This is a genomic window from Phaeobacter sp. B1627 (assembly GCF_006265095.1).
In the GTDB taxonomy this organism is placed as follows: Bacteria; Pseudomonadota; Alphaproteobacteria; order Rhodobacterales; family Rhodobacteraceae; genus Epibacterium.
Window position 1 is genome coordinate 1 of record NZ_VCNK01000104.1, and the last position, 1,056, is coordinate 1,056.

Consider the following 1,056-nt stretch of genomic DNA (forward strand, 5'->3'; position numbering starts at 1 on the left):
CGATCCCAGGGCTTGTCCAATGGGCTCTGTAACCTCAATGCGCCCTGGCGGGTGCGTACCCGATCCCAGAGCTCCTGATCAATGATCCGCAGCGCGGGCACCTCCGTGATTACCCAATCGCTCTCGGGGTTGAGTCGCGATACCCGCTTTCCTGTTGATGGGTCTTTGCGGTAGTTCAGTCGGTTCCAGACCTGCCTGCCACTATAGAGTTCATTGTTGAGAATGCCGGTGCCGCGTTGGCGATTGCCATGGATGGTAGAGGCCCCCCAATATCGGCCGGACGGTGGCGCGATGCCTTCGGCATTCAGGGCTTCGGCGATTTTTTTGGGGGACAGGCCATTTGCATAGTCCTCAAAGATCCGGATCACGACCTGTGCCTCCACTGGCTGGATCTCTCGATCGCCCCGGATTGGGGCGCCCGTCGCGTCGAATTGCTGTTTGACCCGGTAGCCATAGGAGATCCCGCCCGCTGATTTGCCTTTGAGCGCGCGCCCCTTGAGACCCCGGTGGGTCTTCAGGGCGATGTCCTTGAGCTGCAGCGCGTTCATCGTGCCCTTCAGCCCGATGTGAAGCTCCGAGATATCGCCTTCGGACTGTGTATGGATCAGCGTATCTCTGAAAAGCAGCTGCTGATAGATCCGCGCGACGTCGGCCTGGTTGCGGCTCAGGCGATCCAGACCTTCGGCGAGGACAACGTCGAAGCGATTGTCCTGGTTATCTCGCAGAAGCGACTGAATTCCGCTGCGCATGAGGCTGGCACCGGACACCGCATGATCGGAGTAGGTGGCGACCACTTCGGCCCCAAGCGACTTGGCGAGGTCCTGGCAGCTGCGGATCTGATCCTCCACAGAGGCGTCACTTTGCAGGTCGGTGGAATAGCGGGCGTAGATGGCGGCGCGCAGGAGATGGGGCATGAGCGGGTCCGTTCTCTACTGAATGTCCATGTTATGGTCGCGCTCTGCTTCTGCCCGCGCCAGGGCGCGCAAAAAGGAATAGAGCTTGGATTTGTCGGGATCACGTCCGGTTGTCGGCGCGTTCCGTTTGTCGCGATGGCGC

1 protein-coding gene is annotated in these 1,056 nt (G+C 60.4%); it reads right to left on the reverse strand.

What is annotated here, in order from left to right; translation table 11 throughout:
• On the reverse strand, positions 1 to 914 hold a 914-nt coding region (locus FGE21_RS19860), incomplete at its 3' end, for a recombinase family protein (protein ID WP_139665124.1).
• Positions 915 to 1,056 lie beyond the last annotated feature (142 nt).